Annotated in this window: 20 protein-coding genes and 1 riboswitch; of the genes, 9 read left to right on the top strand and 11 right to left on the bottom strand. The window is 68.1% G+C overall.

Annotated features, from left to right (window positions below; genetic code table 11):
• Window positions 1–284: 284 nt before the first annotated feature.
• Window positions 285–734: a CBS domain-containing protein gene (locus ABAZ39_RS07350; protein ID WP_038528081.1), complete on the top strand. Its 450-nt coding sequence runs from the start codon at window positions 285–287 to the stop codon at window positions 732–734.
• A gap of 68 nt (window positions 735–802) precedes the next feature.
• Here ABAZ39_RS07350 and ABAZ39_RS07355 read toward each other — a convergent pair whose 3' ends face one another.
• Both ABAZ39_RS07355 and ABAZ39_RS07360 read right to left on the bottom strand, forming a co-directional pair.
• Entirely contained in the window at window positions 803–2,548 is a 1,746-nt protein-coding gene (locus tag ABAZ39_RS07355) for a PEP/pyruvate-binding domain-containing protein (protein ID WP_038528085.1), read from the bottom strand.
• Window positions 2,549–2,796: 248 nt separating this feature from the next.
• Window positions 2,797–3,549: an NUDIX hydrolase gene (locus ABAZ39_RS07360; RefSeq protein WP_038528088.1), complete on the bottom strand. Its 753-nt coding sequence runs from the start codon at window positions 3,547–3,549 to the stop codon at window positions 2,797–2,799.
• A 192-nt stretch (window positions 3,550–3,741) separates the two neighbouring features.
• Here ABAZ39_RS07360 and pyk point away from each other — a divergent pair, with 192 nt between their 5' ends.
• Window positions 3,742–5,205: a pyruvate kinase gene (gene pyk / locus ABAZ39_RS07365; protein ID WP_038528090.1), complete on the top strand. Its 1,464-nt coding sequence runs from the start codon at window positions 3,742–3,744 to the stop codon at window positions 5,203–5,205.
• Window positions 5,206–5,269: 64 nt separating this feature from the next.
• Here the strand turns inward: pyk and ABAZ39_RS07370 are convergent, their stop codons facing one another.
• Window positions 5,270–5,959, bottom strand: coding sequence for a GntR family transcriptional regulator (locus tag ABAZ39_RS07370; protein WP_014240292.1), 690 nt, complete (start codon window positions 5,957–5,959; stop codon window positions 5,270–5,272).
• Between the two features lie 170 nt (window positions 5,960–6,129).
• Window positions 6,130–6,750 carry a thiamine phosphate synthase gene (locus ABAZ39_RS07375; RefSeq protein ID WP_051658082.1) on the bottom strand — a complete coding sequence of 207 codons (621 nt, stop codon included), beginning with the start codon at window positions 6,748–6,750 and terminating at the stop codon, window positions 6,130–6,132.
• Window positions 6,751–6,948: 198 nt separating this feature from the next.
• Here ABAZ39_RS07375 and gcl point away from each other — a divergent pair, with 198 nt between their 5' ends.
• The 5 genes from gcl (at window position 6,949) to oxlT (ABAZ39_RS07400) (ending at window position 13,787) form a co-directional block, all read left to right on the top strand.
• Window positions 6,949–8,718 (top strand): glyoxylate carboligase, encoded by a 1,770-nt coding sequence (gene gcl, locus ABAZ39_RS07380; RefSeq protein WP_038528099.1) that lies wholly within the window; start codon window positions 6,949–6,951, stop codon window positions 8,716–8,718.
• 208 nt (window positions 8,719–8,926) lie between these two features.
• Entirely contained in the window at window positions 8,927–9,724 is a 798-nt protein-coding gene (gene hyi / locus ABAZ39_RS07385; protein ID WP_038528102.1) for a hydroxypyruvate isomerase, read from the top strand.
• Window positions 9,725–9,803: 79 nt separating this feature from the next.
• Entirely contained in the window at window positions 9,804–10,712 is a 909-nt protein-coding gene (gene glxR / locus ABAZ39_RS07390; RefSeq protein ID WP_038528104.1) for a 2-hydroxy-3-oxopropionate reductase, read from the top strand.
• Window positions 10,713–10,970: 258 nt separating this feature from the next.
• A complete protein-coding gene (locus tag ABAZ39_RS07395; RefSeq protein WP_038528107.1) occupies window positions 10,971–12,233 on the top strand; it encodes a glycerate kinase type-2 family protein in 1,263 nt (420 codons plus the stop codon).
• Window positions 12,234–12,488: 255 nt separating this feature from the next.
• Window positions 12,489–13,787, top strand: a complete 1,299-nt coding sequence (oxlT, locus tag ABAZ39_RS07400) for an oxalate/formate MFS antiporter (RefSeq protein WP_038528110.1) — start codon at window positions 12,489–12,491, stop codon at window positions 13,785–13,787.
• An 84-nt stretch (window positions 13,788–13,871) separates the two neighbouring features.
• Here oxlT (ABAZ39_RS07400) and thiC read toward each other — a convergent pair whose 3' ends face one another.
• Window positions 13,872–15,713 (bottom strand): phosphomethylpyrimidine synthase ThiC, encoded by a 1,842-nt coding sequence (gene thiC / locus ABAZ39_RS07405; RefSeq protein WP_051657863.1) that lies wholly within the window; start codon window positions 15,711–15,713, stop codon window positions 13,872–13,874.
• Window positions 15,714–15,829: 116 nt separating this feature from the next.
• Window positions 15,830–15,942, bottom strand: a riboswitch (TPP riboswitch).
• 204 nt (window positions 15,943–16,146) lie between these two features.
• Between thiC and ABAZ39_RS07410 the strand changes: the two genes are divergently transcribed.
• Window positions 16,147–16,335, top strand: a complete 189-nt coding sequence (locus ABAZ39_RS07410) for a hypothetical protein (protein ID WP_038528112.1) — start codon at window positions 16,147–16,149, stop codon at window positions 16,333–16,335.
• A gap of 72 nt (window positions 16,336–16,407) precedes the next feature.
• Here ABAZ39_RS07410 and oxlT (ABAZ39_RS07415) read toward each other — a convergent pair whose 3' ends face one another.
• Both oxlT (ABAZ39_RS07415) and ABAZ39_RS07420 read right to left on the bottom strand, forming a co-directional pair.
• Window positions 16,408–17,670 (bottom strand): oxalate/formate MFS antiporter, encoded by a 1,263-nt coding sequence (oxlT, locus tag ABAZ39_RS07415; RefSeq protein WP_081862915.1) that lies wholly within the window; start codon window positions 17,668–17,670, stop codon window positions 16,408–16,410.
• A gap of 453 nt (window positions 17,671–18,123) precedes the next feature.
• Window positions 18,124–19,326 carry an MFS transporter gene (locus ABAZ39_RS07420; protein WP_038528114.1) on the bottom strand — a complete coding sequence of 401 codons (1,203 nt, stop codon included), beginning with the start codon at window positions 19,324–19,326 and terminating at the stop codon, window positions 18,124–18,126.
• A gap of 104 nt (window positions 19,327–19,430) precedes the next feature.
• Between ABAZ39_RS07420 and ABAZ39_RS07425 the strand changes: the two genes are divergently transcribed.
• Window positions 19,431–20,318: a LysR family transcriptional regulator gene (locus ABAZ39_RS07425; protein WP_038528117.1), complete on the top strand. Its 888-nt coding sequence runs from the start codon at window positions 19,431–19,433 to the stop codon at window positions 20,316–20,318.
• 270 nt (window positions 20,319–20,588) lie between these two features.
• On the opposite strand, the gene sucD is transcribed toward ABAZ39_RS07425, so the two are convergent.
• From sucD to oxc, 4 genes are all read right to left on the bottom strand, one after another.
• Window positions 20,589–21,464: a succinate--CoA ligase subunit alpha gene (gene sucD, locus ABAZ39_RS07430; RefSeq protein ID WP_038528120.1), complete on the bottom strand. Its 876-nt coding sequence runs from the start codon at window positions 21,462–21,464 to the stop codon at window positions 20,589–20,591.
• Window position 21,465: 1 nt separating this feature from the next.
• Entirely contained in the window at window positions 21,466–22,662 is a 1,197-nt protein-coding gene (gene sucC, locus ABAZ39_RS07435; protein ID WP_038528122.1) for an ADP-forming succinate--CoA ligase subunit beta, read from the bottom strand.
• Window positions 22,663–22,908: 246 nt separating this feature from the next.
• Complete coding sequence (frc, locus tag ABAZ39_RS07440; protein ID WP_038528124.1) at window positions 22,909–24,186, bottom strand: formyl-CoA transferase; 1,278 nt, start codon at window positions 24,184–24,186, stop codon at window positions 22,909–22,911.
• 112 nt (window positions 24,187–24,298) lie between these two features.
• Window positions 24,299–26,056 carry an oxalyl-CoA decarboxylase gene (gene oxc, locus ABAZ39_RS07445; RefSeq protein WP_014200111.1) on the bottom strand — a complete coding sequence of 586 codons (1,758 nt, stop codon included), beginning with the start codon at window positions 26,054–26,056 and terminating at the stop codon, window positions 24,299–24,301.
• Window positions 26,057–26,066: the final 10 nt, after the last annotated feature.

Here is a 26,066-nt window from a genome sequence, read left to right on the forward strand (position 1 = left end):
ACAAACGCCATAGGAGGCGGATGAACGCCGAGACTGTGGCTGCGCGGTTCAGCAAACGCGTCGCACGGAAAATGCGATTTCGCTGATTGTTTGCTACATTAGCCATTGACGTGCCGTGGCATCTGGTATACCAAATATCCATCGCCTGCCACTGCCCGATGTCCAGGTGCCGCCGACGGCCTTCGACCGGCCCGACGCGGTTCCACCGGTCAAGCTCCGGTCCCCCGCGGGGGTCTCCGTGCAGGGCGCGCTTACGCAACCCGCTGTCTGGTGGAGGGCTCGCCATGAAAGTCGCCGACATTCTTCGGACCAAGGAATCCCGCGTCGTCACCGTCCGTTCCGGCGAAACCATCGAGGAGGCGATCCGGCTGATGCGGTCGGAGAACATCAGCGCCCTGGTGGTCAAGGACGTCTGCCGGACCGAGGGCAACGCCGTAGCCGGCATGCTGTCGGAGCGCGACGTGGTCTATGCGCTGCTGGAGCGCGGCGCGTCCGTCCTGAAGACGCCGGTCTTCATGCTGATGTCACGCGCGCCGCAGACCTGCTCGCCCGACGACAGCCTCGTCCACGCTCTGGAGCTGATGGACCGCCACCACATCCGCCATCTGCCGGTGCTCGACGGCGCCACGCTGGTCGGCGTCGTCAGCGCCCGCGACTTCACCAAGCTCCAGCTCACTGAGATGGTCGCCCACGCCCAGCCCCCGGCGCAGGATACCCCGCTCTACGCGCACTGACCGCGACCCGGAAGCGAAAAGGCCCGTCGTCCCCTCGGACGACGGGCCTCTTTCATGGCTTCAAACCATCACGCGCCAACGCCCTCGTCAGCCCCCTCGGCCCAGCGCAGCAGCAGGGCCACGGCTTCCGGCGGCTCGGGGCGGATCATCGGCACGCTGCCCAGGATCACATGCCCCGCCCCGCCGTCCACGGTGATGATCTCACCCGCCCGGACGGTCAGATCGCCCACGGTCATCACGCCAGCCGCCGGATCGACGCGCAGCATGCGCGCTCCGGTGACGCAGGGCAGCCCCATGGCACGGGCGACGGTGGCGGCATGGCTGGTCGCCCCGCCACGGGCGGTCACCACCGCGCAAGCCACCTGCATGCCGTGCACGTCGTGGGGAGAGGTTTCCGGACGGCACAGCACCACCGCCACGCCCTCCGCCGCCAGCCGGACCGCCTCGTCCGACGTGAAGACCGCGGCACCCGTGGCAGCACCGGAGGAGGCCGGCAGGCCACGGGCGATCACCTCGCGGGGCGCGTCCGGATCTGGAATGGGGCGCAGGCTGTCCGCCAACGCCGGCAGGTCGGCGCGCTGCACCGCCTCGGCCCGCGAGATGATGCCGGCCTGCGCCATTTCCGTGGCGATGCGCACTCCCGCCTCCGGCGTCCGCTTGCCGGCGCGCGACTGGAGGATGAACAGGCGCCCCTGCTGAACGGTGAATTCGATCTCTTGCATGTCGCCGAAATGGCGCTCCAGACGGTCGGCGATGCGGCCCAGCTCGGCGAATGCCTCGGGGGCGACCGCCTCAAGGGACGCGTCGGCGCCGGTCAGCGGCCCCGGGGTGCGCAGGCCGGACACGATGTCCTCCCCCTGGGCGTCGGCCAGGAACTCGCCGCACAGCACGGCCTCGCCGGTGGAGGGATCGCGGCTGTGGGCGACGCCGGTGCCGGAGGCGCTGCCGCGGTTGCCGAACACCATCGCCTGCACGGTCGCCGCGGTGCCCCAGTCGTCGGGAATGCCGTGCACCGCCCGGAAGGCCACGGCGCGGGCGTTGCTCCAGGAGCGGAAGATGGCCGCGATGGCGGCGAAGAGCTGGGTCCGCGCGTCCTGCGGGAAGGGCTCCCCTGCTTCGCGCTCGATCACCGCGCGGTAGGAGGCGGCCACGGCGCGCCAGTCGGCGGCGCCCAGGTCGGCGTCGCGGGTCAGCCCGCGCATTTCCTTGTAGGCCTCCAGCGCCGCGTCGAAGACGTGGGCGCCAACCCCCTGCACCACCGTGCCGTAGGTCTGGATCAGCCGGCGGTAGCAGTCGTAGGCGAAGCGGGCGTCGCCGCTGCGCGCGGCCAGCCCCATCACCGTCGCGTCGGTCAGGCCGAGATTCAGGATCGTGTCCATCATGCCGGGCATCGAGGCCCGCGCGCCCGACCGCACGGACACCAGCAGCGGGTTCTCCGACCCACCGAAGCGGGCGCCCGCCACGGCTTCCAGCCGGGTCAGCGCCTCCTCCACCTGGGCCGTCAGTCCGGCGGGAAAGCCGCCCTGCCCGGCGCGGTGCCGGCGGCTGGCCTCCGCCACAATGGTGAAGCCCGGCGGCACCGGCACGCCCAGCCGCGCCATCTCGGCCAGCCCGGCGCCCTTGCCGCCCAGCTCCGCCAGCATGCCGCCGTGCCCCTCCGCACCGCCACCGCCGAAGGCGTAGACCCACCGCTGTCCACCGGCTGCCTGTCCATTGGCCGCCGGCAGCGCCGGGTGCCCGGCAACCACGGCGGCACCGACGGCGATGGCGCCGCTGGTGTCGGTGGAGCCTTGGATGATGGACTGGTGGAGCATGGACCTATCCTCGCGTCGGCGTGGTGTTCAGGCACCCTGTGGACATGAACGGAAAATTTCTCCGGTCAAACCGATATCTTATTTCTTCATATTGCCACTTTACGAACTGAGTGCAATGCACAAATAGTCGCATTTGCGACGATAACGCTTCGGCGGCGAAAAAAGGCACGGGAAATTCCGCATAGCGGAATTTTAGGCGAATTGTTGCTCGGAAATTCTGGTTGGAAATGCGCGGCGGTCTCAGGCGATCAGCCCAGCCGCGCCTGCTCCAGGGGGACCTGGGTCAGGGGATAGCCGAGCCCGTCCGGGATGCGCAGCACCGGCCCCTCAGGGGTGTCGGCGGGACGGGGCACAATGGCCGTCAGGGGGTGGAAGCGCGCGGCCTCCTCCATCGCGTGCCGGACCGTGCGGCAGCCGGCCAGACGCAGCAGGGTCATGCGGGTGGCGAAGACCAGCGACAGCCGCTCCGCCTCCGCCTCGGCCAGGATGGCCCACGGCGTGCCCCAGAATCCGGCGACCGCCTCCACCCCATCGACCACGGCGGTCTGGCGCGGCGGCGCCTTGGCGAGGAAGAACAGGGTGTCGTAGCGCCGCCACACGCTCTCCGGCGTGACCCAACGGGCGAAGGGCACCAGCGCCGCCACGTCCGGCTCCAGCCCCGCGGCCAGCAGCCGGTCCAGGAAGGTCCCGCCCGACGCGCTGCGCAGCCCGTCGAGAAGGACGGCGTCCACCGTGCCGCCGGCCAGCAGGAGGCCGCATTCCTCGAACGCCTCGCGGATCGCGGCCATCCGCTGCGGCATGTCGTCAGTCAGCGGCAGGGACAATTCCCGCCAGGGCAGCTCACTGTCCTCCGCGTCCAGCCGCCCGCCGGGAAACACCGTGGCGCCGGGCGCGAAGCGAAGGTCGCGGTGGCGCTGGATCATGAAGACCTCCAGCCCGTCCACGCTGTCGCGCAGAAGGATCAGGCTGGCGGCGGAAAGCGGCTCGACAGGCGTGTTCATGGCATCGTCCTGGCTGATCGCGGGCGTCCAGTGTCGGCCCAGGGCTTACCCCCGGTCAAACCAACCGTGTGACTTCCCGCTATGTGGAAAAGCCATAGCGGCGGTTTGACCCCCGCCCTGCCCCGGTCGCAGCATCACCCCAAGCACCACCCAGTCATTGTCAAGTCATCGCCCTCTCAGGAGGCCCGCGCCATGCAGCGCAACCGCAGCACCAAGATCGTCGCCACTCTGGGGCCGGCCAGCTCGACCTACAGCCAGATCTTCGCCCTCGCCGAGGCCGGCGTGGATGTCTTCCGCCTGAACGCCAGCCACGGCACGCAGCGCGACCACGCCGAACGCTACCGCCAGATCCGCGCGGTCGAGGAAACGGTCGGGCGCCCCATCGGCGTGCTTCTCGATCTTCAGGGTCCGAAGCTGCGCGTCGGCACCTTCAAGGAGGTGGCGGTGATCCTGGCCGGCGGCGACCGCTTCCGCCTCGACCTCGACCCGACCCCCGGCGACCGCAGCCGCGTCTGCGTCCCGCATCCGGAGATCTTCGCCAGCCTGGAGCCGGGCCACGAGCTTCTGCTGAACGACGGGCGCATGCGCCTGCGCGTGCTGAGCTGCGGCCCCGACCACGCCGAGACCGAGGTCATGGTCGGCGGCACGCTGTCCGACCGCAAGGGCATGAACGTCCCCGGCACCACGCTGGCCCTCAGCGCCCTGTCGGAGAAGGACCGCAGCGACCTGCAGTTCGGCCTGACGCTGGGCGTGGACTGGATCGGCCTCAGCTTCGTGCAGCGGCCCGAGGATATCCTGGAGGCGCGCGCCCTGATCGGCGACCGCGCCCACATCATGACCAAGGTGGAGAAGCCCGCCGCCCTGCCCCGGTTGGAGGAGATCATCGCCCTGTCGGACGCGGTGATGGTGGCCCGCGGCGACCTCGGCGTGGAACTGCCGCCGGAGGACGTGCCCGGCCTGCAGAAGCGGATGATCCGCCTGAGCCGCGCCGCCGGCAAGCCGGTGATCGTCGCCACGCAGATGCTGGAATCCATGATCACCGAGCCGACGCCGACGCGCGCCGAGGCGTCGGACGTGGCGACCGCCGTCTATGACGGGTCGGACGCCGTGATGCTGTCGGCGGAATCCGCGTCTGGCAAGCACCCGGTCGAGGCGGTGGCGATGATGGACCGCATCATCCGCCGGGTGGAGCGCGATCCCCTCTACCGCCGCATCATGGACTCCGAGCATCCGAGCCCGGAGGCGACCACCCCGGACGCCCTGTCCGCCGCGGCGCGCCAGATCGCCGAGACCATCTCGGCCGCCGGCATCGCCACCTTCACCAGCACCGGCTCCACCGCGCGGCGCGCCTCGCGCGAGCGGCCGACCGTGCCGATCCTCGGCCTCAGCGCCGAACGCGGGACTGCCCGCCTGCTGTCGCTGGCCTGGGGCGTGCACCCGGTCTGGACCGCCGACGTGGCGAATTTCGCGGAGATGGTCGAGCGGGCGAGCCTCGTCGCCGCTCAGGAGGGCATCGGCGCCCCCGGCCAGTCCCTGATCGTGACGGCGGGCGTCCCCTTCGGAACGCCCGGCACCACCAACAGCCTGCGCGTGGTCACGATCACCGCGAACGGTCTGAACAGCGTGACGACCGCGAAGCTCCACGAGCCGGTCTGACGCCCGTGTCCGTGCCCCTCCCCCTCACCGGGGGCGGGGCACCCTCACTCCAGGAAATCGCCCCTTACTCCAGGAAGTCGCAATGCTTCTCGACGTGCGCCGCCAGACCCAGAGTGTGGTCGCGGATCAGGTGTTCGGCCTGATCGACGTCGCGGCGTTCCAGGGCCTTGATGATTTCCTTGTGGTCGTTGATCGACCGCTCCGCCCGGTTGTCCTGACCGATGGTCAGCTTGCGGATCGCGCGGATGTGGATGAACAGGTTGTCGGTCATCTCCTGGATCAGCTTGGACCCGCTGAGCCGGATGATGCTCTTGTGGAAGGCGATGTTGGCGTCGGAGTATTCGTTGACATGCTCCTTGGGGTTCCGCATCTCGAAGTTGCGGAACAGGTCCCACAGGGTGCGGATGTCCTCGTCGGTGGCCTGCGTCGCGACCATCCGTCCGGCCATGCTCTCCAGCGCCGCCCAGACCTGGATCATCTCGACGATCTCGGCCTTGGTCTTGCGGATGACGAAGATGCCCCGGCGCGGCTGGAGGCGGATGAACCCCTCCTGCTCCAGCAGGGTCAGCGCCTCGCGGATCGGCGTCCGGCTGACGCCCAGCAACTCGCTGAGCTGCCGCTCCTCAAGCCGGATCTCGTCGTTATGGTCGTAGATGTCCATTTGCGAGATGGCTTGCTTCAACGCATGGTACGCTTGGCTGCGGAAGGTCGTTCCGGTGTCGAGCGGCTGGACGTTGATCGGCGGAGGGTTCATGGTCGGCACCGTTCCTCAATGCTGGCCGTCCGGAAACACCCCACTGTGCGCCGGCCCGGTCGTGCGAAAGGCATCGCATCGTTTTCGTATATGAGATACCAGATGCACATTTCGGGCTGAAAAGTCCAGGATTACGATAAAGATAGGGTGGCTCCGCCCGCCGCTCGTCCTTACGGTTGTCCACCTTTCAAGGCCTTGAGCAATTCGGGCAGGCGGTCCGGTGTCCGCATCGCCGTGCCCATGACCGCCACTCCGGCGGCTCCCGCGGCCAGACAGTCTCCGATAGTGCCCGACTCCACGCCGCCAAGCGCAATGATGGGCAGCGGGGACTCCGCGGCCAAGCGTCTCAGCGCCTCCGTTCCGATCGGCGGGCCGTAGCCTGGCTTACTCGGCGATGGAAAGACGGGCGACAGAGTGACGTAGTCCGCCCCGCCCGCCGCGGCCCGCCGAATCCCCTCCGCGTCGTGGGTCGAGAGCCCGACCAGCGCGCCGGGACCAAGCCGCCGCCGCGCCGCCGCTACATCGGCTCCTTCCGGCAGATGCACCCCGTCCGTCCCCGCGGCCAGCGCCAGATCCGGATCGCCGTGCAGCGTGACCACGGCTCCCCAGGGCCGCGCCCGCTCCACCAGCGCGTGGGCCAGGGCGACCTGCCGCGACTCGTCCAGATCCTTCTCGCGCAGCGACAGCCAGCGCAGCCCGCCGGCGAACAGGCGCGCCGCCAGATCCGGCAGGGGCTGCGCCGCCTGCCGCCGGTCCGTGATCGCCAGGAGGCGGGGACTCGGGATCGCCATCATCCGCTCACGATGACAGCGCCATCGGGACTGTGCAAGTGCAGCATAATTGTCCGAAGCACCGTGAAGGACTGCCCCGTTCGGCGCGATTTCCATCACGCGGAAAGGATTCGCCAACATTTTGCCAATAGCCGCCCTGCTGATGAAAGCTCAATCCAACGCAACAGCGACCCGTTACGCGAGGGAGGAGACCAAGCCATGGCTAGGATGATGGCGATTGAAGCGGCGGTGCATGTCCTGGAAAAGGAAGGCGTGTCCGTTTGCTTTGGCGTCCCCGGAGCGGCCATCAATCCGTTCTACGCGGCGCTGCAACGCAACGGCCGCATCGGCCACGTTCTTGCGCGCCATGTCGAGGGCGCGTCGCATATGGCCGAAGGCTACACGCGCGCCAAGGCCGGCAACATCGGCGTGTGCATCGGCACCTCCGGCCCCGCCGGCACCGACATGATCACGGGCCTCTATTCGGCCTCCGCCGACTCCATTCCGATCCTGTGCATCACCGGCCAGGCGCCGCGCGCCCGCCTGCACAAGGAGGATTTCCAGGCCGTGGACATCCCGTCCATCGCCAAGCCGGTCGCCAAGTGGGCGGTCACCGTGCTGGAGCCGGGGCAGGTCCCCTACGCCTTCCAGCAAGCCTTCCATCTGATGCGCTCCGGCCGTCCCGGCCCGGTGCTGCTCGACCTGCCGATCGACGTGCAGATGGCCGAGATCGAGTTCGATCCCGACGCCTACGAGCCGCTGCCCACCTACAAGCCGGCGGCGACCCGCGCCCAGGTGGAGAAGGCTCTGGCCATGCTGAACGCGGCGGAGCGTCCGCTGCTGGTGGCCGGCGGCGGCATCATCAACGCCGACGCCAGCGACCGTCTGGTCGCGTTCGCCGAGATCGCCGGCCTGCCGGTCATCCCGACCCTGATGGCCTGGGGCGCCATTCCGGACGATCACCCGCTGATGGCCGGCATGGTCGGTTTGCAGACCGCCCACCGCTACGGCAACGCCGCCATGCTGGCGTCGGACTTCGTGCTGGGCATCGGCAACCGCTGGGCCAACCGCCACACCGGCTCGGTCGACGTCTACACCAAGGGCCGCAAGTTCGTGCATGTGGACATCGAGCCGACCCAGATCGGACGCGTCTTCGCGCCGGACCTGGGCATCGTGTCCGACGCCGGGGCGGCGCTCGACCTCTTCATCGAGGTGGCGAAGGAGTGGAAGGCCGCCGGCAAGCTGCGCGACTGGTCGGAGTGGGTGAAGACCTGCCAAGTCCGCAAGCGCTCCATGCTGCGCCGGTCCGACTTCGCCAACGTGCCGATCAAGCCGCAGCGCGTCTATCAGGAGATGAACAGAGCCTTCGGCGAGGACGTCTGCTACGTCTCGACCATCGGCCTGTCGCAGATTGCCGGCGCACAGTTCCTGCACGTCTACAAGCCGCGCCATTGGATCAATTGCGGTCAGGCCGGCCCGCTCGGCTGGACCCTGCCGGCGGCGCTCGGCGTGCGGGTGGCCGATCCGAAGCGCAAGATCGTCGCGCTGTCCGGTGACTACGACTTCCAGTTCCTGATCGAGGAGCTGGCGGTGGGCGCCCAGTTCAAGCTGCCCTACATCCACGTTCTGGTGAACAACAGCTACCTCGGGCTGATCCGGCAGGCGCAGCGCGCCTTCCAGATGGACTTCCAGGTCCAGCTCTCCTTCGAGAACATCAACGCCCCGGAGATCGGCGTCTACGGCGTGGATCACATCGCGGTGGCCGAGGGCCTGGGCTGCAAGGCCATCCGCGTCACCGACCCGGACAACCTGCAATCCGCCTTCGCGCAAGCGCAGCAGTGGATGGACGAGTTCCAGGTCCCGGTGGTGGTCGAGGTCATTCTGGAGCGCGTCACCAACATCGCCATGGGCACGGAGATCAACAACATCACCGAGTTCGAGGACGTGCTGGACGTGCCCGCGGACGAACCGGAGCTGGTGCGGGTCTGATCGGCACGCCGCGCGCCCAAATCCCCTCCCCTGCGAAGCGGGGGAGGGTCAGGGTGGGGGCAAGCGGCTCCGCCAGATCCACAGTTCCGCAGGGTGAAAAAGCGTCATCCCCGCGTTGACGCCCCCACCGTCACCCTTCGATCCTGACCGCCAACCGGCCAAGCCTGTAACGAACATCCGGCCCGAAACGAACATCCGGGAGAGAGACATGCCCAAGTTCGCCGCCAACCTGACGATGCTCTACAACGAGCTGCCCTTCCTCGACCGCTTCGCCGCGGCGGCGAAGGACGGCTTCACCGGCGTCGAGTATCTGTTCCCCTACGCCTTCGAGAAGGACGCGCTGGTCGAGCGGCTGGCCGCCAACCGGCTGACCCAGGTCCTGCACAACCTGCCGGCGGGCGACTGGGACGCGGGCGAGCGCGGCATCGCCGTCCTGCCGGACCGCGTCGGCGAGTTCCAGGACGGGGTGGGCCGCGCCATCGAATACGCCACGGCGCTGGGCTGCAAGCAGATAAACTGCCTCGCCGGCAAGGCCCCGGCGGGCGTGGCGGCGGACGCGCTGGAGCGCACCTTCGTCGAGAACCTGTCCTTCGCCGCCAAGGCGCTGAAGCAGGCCGGCATCCGTTTCCTGATCGAGCCGATCAACACCCGCGACATTCCGGGCTTCTACCTGACCAACACCGCGCAGGCGGAACGGATTCTGGAGGCCGTCGGCTCCGACAACCTCTTCATCCAGTACGACGTCTATCACATGCAGATCATGGAGGGCGATCTCGTCCCGACCATACAGCGCCTGCTGCCGAAGATCGCGCATGTCCAGATCGCCGACAATCCGGGCCGCAACGAGCCGGGCACCGGCGAGATCAACTACCCCTTCGTCTTCGCGGCGCTCGACCGGATCGGCTACGACGGCTGGGTCGGCTGCGAGTACAAGCCGGCCAAGGGGACCAGCGAAGGGCTGGGCTGGATGCGCGCCGCCACCCCCGGCGAGACCGTTGCCGCCTGAGGGCAGCCGCCTAATGGCCGCCACCTGATCGCCCACCCCATTTCGACCGCCCGAACACAGAAGATTTGAGGACACAGCCATGAACGTTGGATTCATCGGTCTCGGCATCATGGGCCGCCCCATGGCCGGTCATCTGGCCGACGCCGGCCACACCCTGTTCGTCTACGACATCAACCCGGCTCCGGAAGACCTGCTCGCCAAGGGCGTCACGGCCTGCGGTTCCAGCCGCGAGGTGGCGCAGAAGGCCGACATCGTCTTCACGATGGTCCCCGACACCCCCCATGTGCAGGCCGCCCTGTTCGGCCCGAACGGCGTCGCCGAGGGTCTGTCCGCCGGCAAGATCGTCGTGGACATGTCCTCGATCTCCCCGATCGAGACGAAGGCCTTCGCCCAGCGCATCAACGAGCTGGGCTGCGACTACCTCGACGCCCCGGTGTCCGGCGGTGAGGTCGGCGCCAAGGCCGCCTCGCTGACCATCATGGTCGGCGGTCCGGACAAGGCCTTCGAGACGGTGAAGCCGCTGTTCGAGACGATGGGCAAGAACATCACGCTGGTCGGCGGCAACGGCGACGGCCAGACGACGAAGGTCGCCAACCAGATCGTCGTCGCCCTGACCATCGAGGCGGTGGGCGAGGCCCTGCTGTTCGCGTCCAAGGCCGGCGCCGACCCGGCGAAGGTCCGTCAGGCCCTGATGGGCGGCTTCGCCTCCTCGCGCATCCTGGAGGTGCATGGCGAGCGCATGGTGAAGCGCACCTTCGATCCGGGCTTCCGCATCGAGCTGCACCAGAAGGACCTGAACTTGGCCCTGTCCGGCGCCCGGGCGCTTGGCGTGTCGCTGCCCAACACGGCGACCTGCCAGGAGCTGTTCAACGCCTGCGCCGCCCAGGGCGGCAAGGCGTGGGACCACTCGGGCATGGTCCGCGCGCTGGAGCTGCTCGCCAACCACGAGATCGGCCAGAACCACCGCGTGACCGAACCCGCGGAGTGAGGCTGTTTCTTTCTCCCTCTCCCGCCCCGGGAGAGGGAGGGGCCCATGCGCCGCATGGGAGGGTGAGGGTGCCGCCAAGAATACGGGACTGATCCTCGGGCCATCCTCACCCGCCCGCTTTGCGGCCCCCCTCTCTCATGATGTGAGAGGGGTGAAAGCACTCCCCATTGCCCCCTGCGCCAAATTCGTTAGCATTCCCAGCACATGAGGACCGGCGCCGACGAACGGCGCGGCTCAGGGAAGGGACAGAACCGAACCATGACGACCACCGATCCCCGCGCGCTCCTGACCGACATGTTCCGCGCCGCCGTCGCTTCGGCGCAGCCGGCGCTGTGCGTGCCGCCGCATCTTCCGGAACCGCCGAAGGGCCGCACGGTCGTCGTCGGTGCCGGCAAGGCCGCGGCCTCCATGGCGAAGGCGGTGGAGGATCACTGGAAGGGTCCGCTGTCCGGTCTGGTCGTCACCCGCTACGGCCACAACGTGCCCTGCGAGCGGATCGAGGTGGTCGAGGCGTCGCACCCCGTCCCCGACGAGGCCGGCCAGCAGGCGGCGAAGCGCATCCTCGACATCGCCGCCTCGCTCGGCCCCGACGACCTGATGCTTTGCCTGATCTCCGGCGGCGGCTCCGCCCTGCTCGCCCTGCCGGCGCCGGGCATCAGCATGGCCGACAAGCAGGCGGTGTCCAAGGCGCTGCTCCGCTCCGGCGCGAACATCACCGAGATGAACTGCGTGCGCAAGCACCTGTCCGCCATCAAGGGCGGGCGGCTGGCCGCGGCGACCAAGGCGCGGGTGGTCTCGCTGGTCATCTCCGACGTGCCGGGCGATGACCTGTCGGTGATCGCCTCCGGCCCCACCGTCCCCGACCCGACCAGCTACGCCGACGCGCTGGCCGTGCTGGAGAAGTACGGCATCACCCCGCCGCAGCCGGTCATGGACCATCTGCTGGCCGGGCGCGACGAAAGCCCGAAGCCCGGCGACCCGCGGCTGGAGCGCGTCAGCACGATCCTCGTCGCCACCCCGCAGATGGCGCTGGAGCGCGCGGCGGAGGTCGCCCGCAAGGCCGGCGTCACCCCGGTCATCCTCGGCAACGCCCTGGAGGGCGAGTCGCGCGAGGTGGCGCTGGTCCATGCCGGCATCGCCCGCCAGATCGTCGAGCACGACCAGCCGGCGGCCAAGCCCTGCGTCCTGCTGTCCGGCGGTGAGACCACGGTGACCGTGCGCGGCAAGGGCCGCGGCGGGCGCAACGCCGAGTTTCTGCTGGCGCTGACCGTGGCGCTGGACGGAATGAAGGGCGTGCACGCCCTGGCCGCCGACACCGATGGAATCGACGGGACGGAGGACAACGCCGGCGCCCTGCTCTCCCCCGACACGCTGGCCCGCGCCGCCGAGGCTGGCGTCAACGCCAAGGAACGGCTGGCCGACAACGACGGCTACAGCTTCTTCAGCGCGCTCGACGACCTGCTGGTGACCGGGCCGACCCTGACCAATGTCAACGACTTCCGTGCGGTTCTGGTCGTGTAAGCGGTGGGGCGCCGCCGGCCGATTTGATATATCACTTACGGCCAGAGCGGCGCCCGCTCACGAAAATTTGTTGATGACTCCACGGATTATCCGCCACACTCACCGTCAAGGCATCACGAATATGGCGTCTGGCATGCCACAGGCATCCAACCGGGCCGCCCCGTTCGAAGGATAAAGCGAAGCGGTCGGGCACCGAACGCACCCCGCGCGCGCCAGGACAAGAACGAGATAGCGGACCCATCCGGGAGGAACCATATGCGCCAAACCGGTGCGCAAAGCGCCCTGCCTGTCGGCGGGCGTTGGATGCAGTTGCTTGCCGGCGTCATCTGCATGTCGATGATCGCCAATCTCCAATACGGGTGGACCCTCTTCGTCGAACCCATCGACGACAAGCACGGCTGGGGCCGTGCGGCCATCCAGGTGGCCTTCACCATCTTCATCGTCACCGAAACATGGCTGGTGCCCGTCGAGGGCTGGTTCGTCGACCGCTTCGGCCCGCGGATCGTCGTGCTGTTCGGCTCGGTGCTCTGCGCCGCCTCCTGGGCGTTGAACGCGGTGGCGGATTCGCTGCTCGTGCTCTACGTCGCGGCGGCCATCGGCGGCATCGGGGCGGGCGCCGTCTACGGCACCTGCGTGGGCAACGCGCTGAAATGGTTCCCCGATCGGCGCGGTCTGGCCGCCGGCATCACCGCGGCGGGCTTCGGAGCCGGCTCCGCCCTGACGGTGGTGCCCATCGCCACGATGATCGAGACCTCGGGCTACGAGGCGACCTTCATGGCCTTCGGGCTGGGTCAGGGGCTGGTGGTCTTCGCGCTCGCCTGGCTGCTGGTCGCCCCGCCCTCCGCTCCCCCCGCCCGCGGCGGCTTCGCCGCCTCGCCCGCGCAGCGGCAATACACGCCGAGCCAGATGGTCCGCACCCCGGTCTTCTGGGTCATGTACGCCATGTTCGTGATGGTGGCCGGCGGCGGGCTGATGGCGACGGCCCAGCTCGGCCCGATTGCCCAGGACTTCGGGCTGGCCCACGCGCCGGTCAGCATCCTCGGCCTGACCCTGCCCGCCCTGACCTTCGCCCTGTCCATCGACCGGGTGCTGAACGGGCTGACCCGCCCCTTCTTCGGTTGGGTGTCCGACCACATCGGGCGCGAAAACACCATGTTCATCGCCTTCGCCATCGAGGCGGTGGGCATCGTCGCGCTCAGCCTCTACGGCCGCGACCCGGTGGCCTTCGTGCTGCTGACCGGTCTGGTCTTCTTCGCCTGGGGCGAGATCTACAGCCTGTTCCCCGCCTGCTGCGCCGACACCTTCGGGTCGAAGTTCGCGGCGAGCAACGCCGGGCTGCTCTACACCGCCAAGGGCACGGCGGCGCTGCTGATCCCCTTCGCCAACATCATCGCCGACGCGACGGGAAGCTGGCACGCGGTCTTCCTGCTGGCCGCCGCGGTCAACGCGCTGGCCGCCGTGCTGGCGCTGTTCGTCCTGCGCCCGATGCGCAACCGCATGGCCGCCGAATCGCTGGACGCGCGCAGCGGCCGGAGCGTGACGGCAACGTCCTGACGCTCTTTTCCCCTTTCCCCCCGCTTGGGGAAGGAGCCGAAGCGAGGGGGCGCCCGCGAGGGCGTCCCCTTTTCGATTCGTGGGTCAGTCCGCCGCCTGCCCCTCCTCCAAATAAATCTCCCCGCCCTTGGCGCGGAAGCTCTCCGACATCTCGGCCATGCCGGAGTTGGCGTAGTCCCGCACCTCCTGCGTAATCTTCATCGAGCAGAACTTCGGCCCGCACATCGAACAGAAATGCGCGACCTTCGCCCCCTCCGCCGGAAGGGTCTGGTCGTGGAAGCGCTCTGCCGTCTCGGGGTCCAGCGACAGATGGAACTGGTCGCGCCAGCGGAACTCGAAGCGGGCGCGCGACAGGGCGTCGTCGCGTTCCTGGGCGCCGGGATGGCCCTTGGCGAGGTCGGCGGCGTGGGCGGCGATCTTGTAGGTGACCACGCCCACCTTGACGTCGTCGCGGTCCGGCAGCCCCAGATGCTCCTTCGGCGTGACGTAGCAGAGCATCGCCGTGCCGAACCAGCCGATCATGGCGGCGCCGATGGCGCTGGTGATGTGATCGTAGCCCGGCGCGATGTCGGTGGTCAGCGGCCCGAGCGTGTAGAAGGGCGCCTCGCCGCAGAGCGCCAGCTGCTTGTCGACGTTGGCCTTGATCTTGTGCATGGGCACATGGCCCGGCCCCTCGATCATCACCTGCACGTCGTGCTTCCAGGCGATCTTGGTCAGTTCGCCCAGCGTCTCCAGCTCGGCGAACTGGGCGGCGTCGTTGGCGTCGGCGATGGAGCCGGGGCGCAAACCGTCACCCAGCGAGAAGGCGACGTCGTACGCCTTCATGATCTCGCAGATCTCCTCGAACCGCTCGTAGAGGAAGCTCTCGCGGTGGTGGGACAGGCACCATTTCGCCATGATCGAGCCGCCGCGCGACACGATGCCCGTGGTGCGCTTGGCGGTCAGCGGGATGTGCGCCAGACGGATGCCGGCGTGGATGGTGAAATAGTCCACCCCCTGCTCCGCCTGCTCGATCAGCGTGTCGCGGAAGATCTCCCAGGTCAGGTCCTCGGCCTTGCCGCCGACCTTCTCCAGCGCCTGGTAGATCGGCACGGTGCCGATGGGGACCGGGCTGTTGCGCAGGATCCATTCGCGGGTGGTGTGGATGTTGCGGCCGGTGGACAGGTCCATCACGGTGTCGGCGCCCCAGCGGATCGACCAGACCATCTTGTCGACCTCCTCCCCCACCGAGGACGCGACGGCGGAGTTGCCGATGTTCGCGTTGATCTTGGTGAGGAAGTTGCGGCCGATGATCATCGGCTCCGATTCGGGGTGGTTGATGTTGGACGGGATGATCGCCCGCCCGCGCGCCACCTCGTCGCGGACGAACTCCGGGGTCACATGGTCGGGGATGGAGGCGCCGAAGTCGTCACCATCCCGCGCCGCCGCCTCGGCCAGCCGCTGGCGGCCCAGATTTTCGCGGACGGCGATGTACTCCATCTCCGGCGTGACGATGCCGGCGCGGGCGTAGGCCATCTGCGTGACCGCCCGGCCCGGCTTGCCGCGCAGCGGACGGCGCCCGGCGCGGTCGAAGACGGGCACGGCGCGCGTCTCGCCGACGCGCAGCCCGTCGTCCTCCGGACGGACCTCGCGGCCCTCATAGGCCTCGACGTCGCCGCGGGCCTCGATCCAGGAGCGGCGCAGTTCGGCCAAGCCGCGGCGGATGTCGGTCTGCACGGCGGGGTCGCTGTAGGGGCCGGAGGTGTCGTAGACGCGCACCGGCGGCTCGCCGCCGCCGACATGGATGTCGCGCATCGCCACGCGCAGGTCGGGGAAGCGCTCCCCGGCCACATGGACCTTGCTGGACGACGGCAGCGGGCCGGTCGTCACCGAGAAATGGTCGGACGGCGCGGCCTTCTGGGAAGCGGGGGGAAGAGTGTCGGGCATCTGCTGTGGATCTCCATCGCACATAGGATCGTTGGAGACCCGGGTGTGACGGAGCGGCAGAACGGACGACCGGAGCGGTCCCCATGGAGGGGTGCGCAATGGGGATGCGCGTGACCATGGCCCGTTTGTTCCTGTCCCTACGCCGGTACGACCCGGATCAGGTTCAAAGGGTTCGGCGCCTTACGGCATCATCTCAGCCCCGTGCTATGGGGCTCCCCTTGGAACGTCGCCATGCTGAACCATCCGCCCCACCCACGTCAACGCTATTCAAGGCGCGATTCACGGCGAATCCCACCCGATCAATGCAATTGGCGCGATTCTGGTATCCATTATCTGGTATACAAAATCCTATTGCGTAGCCTGAGCCGGCCCTCTATGCTGCATCACAACAACAAGAAGCAACGCCCCCTCCCGAATGCCCGGAGCCTGTCCCATGCTCGAATCCCAGATGATCGCCTTTGTCGCCCTGGCCGGCCTGATGGGCCACGGCCTGACTTTGCTGATGCGGGAGGACGACGAGTGGACTTCCGATCCGCAGGACGAGCAGCCGGACGGCCTCTGGTCGTCGGACCGCTTCAACCAGTCCGGCGAGGGCCACAACCGTCCCTTCTTCCTGGAATGAAAGAAGGCCGCCGCGCGGGGTGCGCGCGGCGGCCGTCATTCGAGACAAGAAACCTGAAGCTTCGCGGGCCGATCAGTGGCCGGGCTGCACCGCCAGCCCACCCGCACCCTGCTGGGCGGCGAGTTCGGCGTTGCGGGCATGGTGCTTGCGCAGCATGGGCCGCAGGATCGCGATGGCGCAGAAGGCCGCGATGAGGTCCATGGTGGCGCAGATGTAGAGCACGGTCGCCCAGGTGCCGGTGGCTTCCATCAGCAGGTTGCCCAGCGGGACCAGCAGGGCCGCGACGCCCTTGGCGCAGTACAGCACGCCGTAGATCTTCGCCGCATGCTTGGTGCCGAAGGTGTCCGCCGAGGTGGCGCTGAACAGGCTGTACACTTCGCCCCAGGCCAGGAACACCAGACCCGACAGGATCAGGAACATGATCGGGTCGTGGCCGAAGCGGCTGAGCATCAGGATGCCGAGACCCTCGAAGGTGAAGGCGATGAACATCGTCGCTTCACGGCCGATGTGGTCGGAGACGAAGCCGAACAGCGGACGGGAGATGCCGTTCATCACGCGGTCGAGCATCAGCGCGAAGGGCAGAGCCGCCATGGTGATGCCGAACAGGCTGATCGGGGCTTCCTTCACGCCCAGATCGTGGGCGATCACGCCGAGCTGGGCCACCGCCATCAGACCGCCCGAGACGGTGCAGATGAACATGACCATCATGACCCAGAAGACCGGCGTCTGCAGCGCTTCCTTCAGCGTGTAGTCGCGGCGGGACTGCAGGACCTTGGTCGAGGCCTTCACCTGATCCTTCTGCGGGGCGCGCAGGAAGAAGGCGGCGATGAGGATGATCGTGCCCTGCAGCAGGCCGAACCAGAAGAAGGTCGCCTGATAGCCCGAGGAGTGGATCATGTTGGCGATCGGCAGGATCGTCACGGCCGAGCCGGCGCCGTAGCCGCCCGCGGTCAGGCCGACGGCGAGGCCGCGCTTGTCCGGGAACCACTTCAACGCGCTGTTGACGCAGGTGGCGTAGACGCAGCCGACGCCGATGCCGCCGATGGCCGAACCGACATAGAGCATACCGAGCGAGCCGGCGTAGCTGTCGATGATCCAGGAAAGGCCGGTCATCACGCCACCGAAGGCGACGATGGCGCGGGGGCCGTAACGGTCGATGAAGTAGCCTTCGATGGGGGTCAGCCAGGTCTGGACGACGACGAAGACGGTGAAGGCGGTCTGGATCGAGGCGCGGGTCCAGCCATGGGTGGCCTGGATTTCCGGCACGAAGAGCGTCCAGGCGTACTGGATGTTGGCCGCGGCGACCATGCAGACGATGCCGACGACGATCTGCATCCAGCGCGCGCCTTCGGAGATGGGCGCCTGCGAGCCGCCGGAACTGTTAAAAGCTGGCCTCTGGGATTCTGTCGATCCAACCATCATTCCCTCCCGTGGGATTGCGACGCTTTGATACCGGGCATGAGGGTCCCCTTGGGCGGGCGAGCGGCATCCGAGCGAGCGTCCGCATCGCCGCGTCATGGGCGGCCTTGTTCCGTGCCGATGTGAGTCATGGTTCAATGATGAGCTGGAGAGCCGGTCACGCCGTCCCTGCGTTCGTGGCGCTCCAGATACGGCATATGGTATGCCAGAGACACGATTGTTGGCAACACGAACTTTTGGCGTGTTGCCCTTTTCATCCAAAAATTTTTCGGGCTTTCGAAAGCCGGACAATCGAGAGGGTTGGCCCCGCCCTGAGGACGGGACCCGATGGTGCTCAGTGCGGTCGCGGAAAGGAGAGGACGAGCGGCCTCAGGCAGCCGCGGAGGCAGCGCGGGATGAGGCGGTGACAGCGAGCGCCGCTATGGCCGCCGCCAGCGGAATGAAGGACACCCACAGCACCGAATCCCAGCCGAAGGCGGCCAGCAGCCCGCCCGACGCAAAGGACCCCACCGCCATCGTGCCGAACACAATGAAGTCGTTGAGCGACTGTACCTGCGTCTTCTCCTCCGGACGGTGGCACTCCAGAACGAGCGCGGAGGCTCCCAGGAAGCCAAAGTTCCAGCCGACCCCCAGCAGGATCAGGCTGACCCAGAAATTCACCACGTCGATGCCCCCCAGCCCGACCGCGGCGGAGGCGGCGATCAGGCCCAGGCCGGCGAACACGATCCGGGACGGGCCGAACCGTTCGACCAGCCGCCCGGTGACGAAACTCGGGGCGTACATGGCGATCACATGCCATTGCAGGCCGAGGTTGGACACCTCCTGCGACAGGCCGCACAGCCGCATCGCCAGCGGTGCCGCCGTCATGATGAAGTTCATCAGAAGATAGGAGACGACCCCGCACAGCACGGCGGTGACGAATCGCGGCTGGCGGGCGATGACACCGAGCGGCCGTCCTCCGGCGGCCTCCGCCGCGGTCGGCATCGGCAGCCGCACGCCGACCAGCACCAGCGCGGACACGGCCGCCACGACGGCCTGGGCGAAGAAGGTCGCCAGGAAAAGGTGCGGCGGCCAGACATCCATGGTGACGGTGACGAGCTGCGGTCCGATCACCCCGGCGAACACCCCTCCGGCCATCACGGCCGACATCGCCCGCGACCGCCGCTCCGGTTCGACACAATCGGTCGCGGCGAAGCGGAAGGACAGAACCACGGCGGCGTAGGCGCCCCCGGGAATCATCGCCGCGCAGAACAGCCAGAAGCTCCCCAGAATCACCGCCAGGGCGGACAGCAGCCCGACGAGCACACCGCAGCCCGTCCCCGCCAGGAAGGCAGCGCGCCGCCCATGCCGCCGGGCGATGGCCCCGGCGGGAATGGTGCAGACCGCCATGCCCACGACGAAGACGGAGAGCGGCAGCGTGGCCAGCGCCGGGCTGGGAGCCAGCGTGTTCCCGACGATGGCGCCCGTCGCATAGACCACCACCGCGTTGGCGCCGGCCAGCGCCTGCGCGGTCGCCAGCCGCAGAACGTTCGCTGTCCCGTGCGCGTAAAAGTTGGTGTCGGCTTGGCTCATGACGGTCCTCGGGACTGGCTCTGTAACAGTTGCCCCAGGCTTACCGACCCGCCATCATGAATAGAAGTGGTATGTTTTCATGATTGGATGAGCTGGAGTCATGAATGCTTGATCGCCAGATACTCGCGATCCTCCGGGAGGTGGATCGGGCGGGCAGCGTCACCGCCGCCGCCGAACGCCTGAATCTCAGCCAGTCGGCGCTGAGCCACACGATGCGCAAATTCGAAGAGCGCTGCGGCGTCGAAATCTGGACGAAGAGAGGGCGGAGCCTCCGCTTCACCCAGGGCGGCGGGCATCTTCTGGCGTTGGCGCAGCGCCTGCTGCCGCAGTTCGAGCACGCCGAACGGATTCTCGCCGATTTCGCGTCGGGCCGCCGCGGGGCGTTCCGGGTGGGCATGGAATGCCATCCCTGCCAGGCTTGGCTGATGCGGATGACCGCCCGCTATCTCACGCAATGGCCGGACGTGGATTTCGAGGTCCGCACCGCCTTCCGCTTCGACGGCTTGGCCGCGCTGCTCGATAACGAGATTGATCTGCTGATCACGCCCGACCCCATCGAAGCCGCCGATGTCCTGTTCACGCCGGTCTTCGACTACGAACTCGTCCTCGTGGTGCATGACGCGCATCCGCTTGCCGCGCGGGGTGTGGCGCAGCCCGAAGACCTGCGTGCGGAGGAACTGATCACGGTCCCGGTCAGCCTGGAGCGGCTGGACGTCTACACCCGCTTCCTCGTCCCCGCCCACTGCCGTCCGCTTCGCCACAAGACCGCGGAGTCGACCGACCTGATGCTCCAGCTCGTCGCCGCCCGGCGCGGGGTCACCGTCCTGCCGGACTGGCTGGTGCGGGAGGACGGCACCGGCCTGCCCGTCCGCTGCGTGCGGCTGGGGAGCGAGGGGATCGGCAAGAGCATTCATCTCGGCGTCCGCCGCGGCGAGGAAAGCGTGGACTACATCGCCGGCTTCCTCGCCCTCGCCCGGACGATCGATCGGTAAGCGCAAAAAAATGGCCGTGCTGTTGCCAGCACGGCCAGTGATTTCGAGAGGCTCGCATAAATGCAGAGCAACAACCCGCCCGATACAAAGGGTGAAGCACCCTGTGCAAGACCAAGATGACTGGTCAGACCACTCACCGCAACGCTTCTCTGATGGCTTTCCACATTGCGGAAACGGTCCCATTCCCTTCTGAATACACAACAAAGAAGACCGCGCCGTCGCCGGCGCGGCCAGTCACTTCGGGGAAACAGCACTGCGGAAAAAAAGCGATCAGCCCTTGAAGACCTTGAGCATGGTGGAGCCCAGGCTGGCGGGACTGTCGGCGACGGCGATGCCGACGGACTTCATGAAGTCGATCTTGAAGTCAGCGGTGTCGTTGCCGCCGGAGATCACCGCGCCGGCGTGGCCCATGCGGCGGCCCGGAGGCGCGGTGCGTCCGGCGATGAAGCCGACGACCGGCTTCCTGGTCCCGGAGTCGCGGATGAACTCCGCGCCCTTGACCTCGGCGTCACCGCCGATCTCGCCGATCATGATGATGCCCTCGGTCTCCGGGTCCTTCAGGAACAGCTCCAGGCTGTCCACGAAGTTCGTCCCGTTCACCGGGTCGCCGCCGATGCCGATGCAGGTCGTCTGGCCCAGCCCCGCCGCGGTGGTCTGCGCCACCGCCTCGTAGGTCAGCGTCCCCGAGCGCGAGACGATGCCGATCTTGCCGCGCTTGTGGATGTGGCCCGGCATGATGCCGATCTTGCACTCGTCGGGCGTGATGATGCCCGGGCAGTTCGGCCCGATCAGGCGGGTCTTGGAGTTGCCCAGCGCCCGCTTGACGCGCACCATGTCGAGCACCGGGATGCCCTCGGTGATGCACACCACCAGCGGGATCTCGGCGTCGATCGCCTCCAGGATGGCGTCGGCGGCAAACGGCGGCGGCACGTAGATGACGCTGGCGTTGGCGCCGGTCTTCTCGACCGCGTCGGCCACCGTGTCGAAGACCGGCAGGTCGAGGTGCTTGGTGCCGCCCTTGCCCGGGGTGACGCCGCCGACCATCTTGGTGCCGTAGGCGATCGCCTGCTCGGAATGGAAGGTGCCCTGGGCTCCGGTGAAGCCCTGGCAGATCACCTTCGTGTTCTTATCGACGAGAACAGCCATCTTACGCGGCCTCCTTCACGGCCTTGACCACCTTGTCGGCGGCGTCGGCGAGGTTGTCGGCCGAGAGGATCGGCAGACCGGACTCGGCAAGGATCTTCTTGCCCAGCTCGACGTTCGTGCCCTCCAGACGCACGACCAGAGGAACGTGCAGCTTGACGTCGCGGGCCGCCGTGACGACGCCTTCGGCGATGACGTCGCAGCGCATGATGCCGCCGAAGATGTTGACCAGGATGCCGCTCACATTGGGATCGGAGAGGATCAGCTTGAAGGCCGCGGTGACGCGCTCCTTCGTGGCGCCGCCGCCGACATCGAGGAAGTTGGCCGGCTCGCCGCCGTACAGCTTGATGATGTCCATGGTGCCCATCGCCAGGCCGGCGCCGTTGACCATGCAGCCGATGTTGCCGTCGAGCTTGACGTAGTTCAGGTCATGCTTGGCGGCCTCGACTTCGGCCGGGTCCTCTTCCGCGACATCGCGCAGCTCGGCCACGTTCTTGTGGCGGAACAGGGCGTTGTCGTCGAAGGCCATCTTGGCGTCGAGCGCCAGGATCTCGCCCGAGCCGGTGACGATCAGCGGGTTGATCTCGACGATCGCGCAGTCCAGCTCGGTGAAGGCGCGGTACATGGCGGTCAGGAACTTCGCCGCCGCCCCGACCTGCTTGCCTTCGAGGCCGAGGGCGAAGGCGACCTTGCGGGTGTGGTAGCCCTGGATGCCGGTGGCCGGGTCGACGGCGACCTTGACGATCTTCTCCGGCGTGTTGTGGGCGACCTCCTCGATCTCCATGCCGCCCTCGGTGGACGCCATGATGGTGACGCGGCCGGTGGCGCGGTCGACCAGCATGCCGAGATACAGCTCGCGCTTGATGTCGGCGCCCTCCTCGACGTAGAGGCGCTTGACCTCGCGGCCTTCCGGACCGGTCTGCTTGGTGACCAGCACGTGGTTCAGCATCTCGCCGGCGTTCTTGCCGACCTCCTCGACGGACTTGACGACGCGGACGCCGCCCTTGCCCTCGGGGTTGTCCTTGAAGCGGCCGGCGCCGCGGCCGCCCGCGTGGATCTGCGACTTCACGACCCACACCGGGCCGCCCAGCTCGCGGGCGACGGTCTCGGCCTCCTCGGGAGAGAACGCCACGCCGCCGCGGGGCACCGCGACGCCGTACGTCTTCAGCAGGCCCTTGGCCTGATACTCATGGATGTTCATGGCTGTCTTCGGGGCTGTCTTCGGGTGTTTAAAATGGAAGGGTGCGGGGCGCAGGCCGGCATCGGCGCTGACGCGTCCCGCGCCGGCACCCTGCGTCCTGTGCTGAATCCGTGGAAGAATAACGGTGTGAGCCTGCGGCTCACCGGATGTGTGCGTCAACGCCCCCGCTCTTCGGGACTGCGTGCGCCTGTTATCCGTGCTGCATGGAACGGGCGTCCCGACGGGACGCCCCTGCCACGGCTGTCTTTACTCGGCGGCCATGCGGGGAACGACCAGCCCCAGCGCGCCGCTGTCGCGAACCTCGCCGATGCGGCGTTCGTCGAAGCCGAGCACCTCGCGCAGGATCTCGTCGGTGTGTTCGCCCAGCAGCGGCGACCGCGTGACCTCGGTCGGGCTGTCCGACAGCTTGATCGGGTTGCCGACCGTCAGGTACTTGCCGCGCGTCGGGTGATCGACCTCGACGATGGTGCCGGTCTCGCGCAGCGACTGATCCTCCGCCAACTCCTTCATCGACAGGATGGGGCCGCAGGGGATGTCGTACTTGTTCAGGATCTCCATGACCTCGAACTTCGTCTTGGTCATGGTCCATTCTTCGACGGTCGCGAAGATGTCCTTCAGGCGCGGCAGGCGCGCGGCGGGCGTCGCGTAGTCCGGATCGGTGACCCATTCCGGCTTGCCGATGACGTCGCAGATCTTCGCCCAGACCGGCGCCTGGGTGATGAAATAGATGTAGGCGTTGGGATCGGTCTCCCAGCCCTTGCACTTCAGGATCCAGCCCGGCTGGCCGCCACCCGAGGCGTTGCCGGCGCGCGGCACGGTGTCGCCGAACTCGCCGTTGGGGTACTGCGGGTACTCTTTCAGTGGGCCGCGCTCCAGCCGCTGCTGGTCGCGCAGCTTGACGCGGCAGAGGTTCAGCACGGCGTCCTGCATGGCCGCCAGCACCTTCTGGCCGCGCCCGGTCTGGGTGCGCTGGTAGAGCGCCGTCACGATGCCCAGCGCCAGATGCAGGCCGGTGCCGCTGTCGCCGATCTGGGCGCCGGTGACCATCGGCGGGCCGTCGTCGAAGCCGGTCGTCGAGGCCGAGCCGCCGGCGCACTGCGCGACGTTCTCATAGACCTTGCAGTCCTCGTAGGGTCCGGGGCCGAAGCCCTTGACCGAAGCGACGATGATTCGGGGGTTCAGCTCCTGGATGCGCTCCCAGGTCAGGCCCATGCGGTCGAGCACGCCGGGGGCGAAATTCTCGACCATCACGTCGCAGATGCGCACCAGATCCTCCAGGACGCGCTTGCCGTCCGGGTTCTTGGTGTCCAGCGTGATGGACCGCTTGTTGTGGTTCAGCATGGTGAAGTAGAGGCTGTCGGCCTCGGGCACGTCGCGGAGCTGGCCGCGCGTGATGTCGCCCTCGCCCGGACGCTCGACCTTGATCACGTCGGCGCCGAACCACGCCAGAAGCTGCGTGCAGGTCGGACCCGACTGAACATGGGTAAAGTCCAGAACCCGCACGCCTTCAAGAGCTTTTCCCATCGTCGTTCCTCCCGGTGGTGCTCTGTGTCTGAAAAGGGCGACCCCACCCCTCGCTGGCAGGGCCGCCCGGCCTGGAACCGGAGAACCGGCGTCCTTGGTTACCGCTCGATCGTCAGGTCTTGGGACCCTTGCGAACGGCGCTGGTGGGGTTGAGGCTGCCGATGTTGCCGCTCTCCGACCCGGCGTTGGGGTCGATCACCGCGTTGATCAGCGTCGGCCGGCCGCTGTCCATCGCCGCGCTGACCGCGCGGTACAGCTCGTCCGGCGTCGTCACGTTGACGCCCGCGCCGCCGAAGGCCTCCATCATCTTGTCGTAGCGCGAGTCCGGAACGAAGACCATCGGCGACGGGTCCGACCCGCCCGTCGGGTTCACGTCCGTCCCCTTGTAGATGCCGTTGTTGTTGAACACCACGATGCACACCGGTAGGTTGTACCGGCAGATCGTCTCGACCTCCATGCCCGAGAAGCCGAAGGCGCTGTCGCCCTCAACCGCCAGCACCGGCTTGCCCGACTCCACAGCCGCCGCCACCGCGAAGCCCATGCCGATGCCCATCACGCCCCAGGTCCCGACGTCCAGGCGCTTGCGCGGCTGGTGCATGTCGATGATCCCGCGCGCCAGGTCCAGCGTGTTGGCCCCCTCGTTCACCAGCAGAGCCTCGGGCCGCTCCTGCACCACCCGGCGCAGCGCGCCGAGCGCGCCGTGGAAGTTCATCGGCGAGGCGTTGCTCATCAGCTTGGGCGCCATCTTGGCGATGTTCGCCTCCTTGCGCGCCGACACCGCCCCCGTCCACTCCGCCGGCGGCGGCGTCCAGCCCTTCGCCATCCCGGCGGTCAGGGCCGACACGCACGACCCGATGTCGCCGACCAGCGGCGCCACGATCGCCACGTTGCTGTCCATCTCGCGCGGCTCGATGTCGATCTGGATGAAGGTCTTCGACCCCGGCTCGCCCCAGGTCTTGCCCTTGCCGTGCGACAGCAGCCAGTTCAGACGCGCGCCCACCAGGACCACCACGTCGGCGTCCTTCAGCACCATCGAGCGCGCCGCCCCGGCCGACTGCGGGTGGGTGTCGGGCAGCAGACCCTTGGCCATGCTCATCGGCAGGAACGGGATGCCCGACTTCTCGACCAGCTCACGCACCGCCTCGTCGGCCTGGGCATAGGCGGCGCCCTTGCCGAGGATGATCAGCGGCCGCTTGGCGCCCTTCAGCACCTCCAGAGCGCGCGCCACCGAGTCCGGCGAGGGCAGCTGCGCCGGGGCGGCGTCGACCACCTTGACCAGCGAGCGGGCCCCCTCGGCGGCGTCCATCACCTGCGAGAACAGCTTGGCCGGCAGGTCGAGGTAGACGCCGCCCGGACGGCCCGACACCGCGGCGCGGATCGCGCGGGCCACGGCGATGCCGATGTCCTGGGCGTGCAGCACGCGGAAGGCCGCCTTGCACAACGGCTTGGCGATGGCCAGCTGGTCCATCTCCTCGTAGTCGCCCTGCTGCAGGTCGACGATCTCGCGCTCCGACGAGCCGGAGATCAGGATCATCGGGAAGCAGTTGGTGGTGGCGTTGGCCAGCGCGGTCAGGCCGTTGAGGAAGCCCGGCGCCGAGACGGTCATGCACACGCCCGGCTTCTTGGTCAGGAAGCCGGCGATCGCCGCGGCGTTGCCGGCGTTCTGCTCGTGGCGGAAGGAGATGACCCGCAGCCCCTCGCCCTGGGCCATGCGCAGCAGGTCGGAAATCGGGATGCCCGGCACGACGTAGAGGTTCTCGATGCCGTTGAGCTTGAGGGCATCGATGACGAGCTGGAAACCATCCGTCAGCGCCGGTTCCGCATCGGTGGCGGCCGTGGCTTGGTTGTTGAGGACTGTGACGGCTGACATAAGGGTTACT

This window comes from Azospirillum argentinense (assembly GCF_000632475.1).
Taxonomy (GTDB): domain Bacteria; phylum Pseudomonadota; class Alphaproteobacteria; order Azospirillales; family Azospirillaceae; genus Azospirillum; species Azospirillum baldaniorum.